Source organism: Gelidibacter salicanalis (assembly GCF_016469035.1).
GTDB classification, from domain to species: Bacteria; Bacteroidota; Bacteroidia; order Flavobacteriales; family Flavobacteriaceae; genus Gelidibacter; species Gelidibacter salicanalis_A.
Genome location: NZ_JAEHJZ010000290.1, coordinates 1 through 538, shown reverse-complemented (window position 1 = coordinate 538; position 538 = coordinate 1). Strand labels below are relative to the sequence as shown.

1 protein-coding gene is annotated in these 538 nt (G+C 50.2%); it reads left to right on the top strand.

All coding sequences use genetic code 11. The features are described 5' to 3' along the window. Positions 1-40 precede the first annotated feature (40 nt). On the top strand, positions 41-538 hold a 498-nt coding region (locus tag JEM65_RS21540), incomplete at its 3' end, for an RNA-directed DNA polymerase (RefSeq protein WP_199603809.1).

Genomic DNA, 538 nt, shown 5'->3' with positions numbered 1-538 from the left:
TCCAGTTTATTCCCATGAGATTGTTAAAGTAGTGTTGTCCATGAAGCTCACTGGAGCAGGTTCAGATGGGGTACCCATGCGAGCCATCCGGGAAGGAATTCAGGTTTTAGCCGAGCCTCTGACCTATCTGGTCAATGCCTCCATTACAAGTGGCATTTTTCCACATGCTTGGAAAGAGGCTAAGATCATCCCTGTCCCCAAAAAGGGTGATAGGAGCTTGAAGGAGAATTATCGGCCGATTTCAATGTTACCGGCCGTGTCCAAAATTCTCGAGAAAGTAGTACATAGACAGATTTCGAGCCATGTAGAGAGGGTGGGAATCTTGCCAAGCAGTCAGCATGGGTTTCGGCCGAATCGGTCTACGACCACGGCCATGTTAGAGTTAGCGCGTGACCTGACTCACGCCAAAGATATCGGCTTGACTACGGCTATGGCGGCTTTCGACCTGAGTGCAGCGTTCGACTGTATGGATCGGGACATCTTGATGGCCAAGCTGGACGCCTACAACTTCGACAAGAACTGTCGGAATTGGATTGGG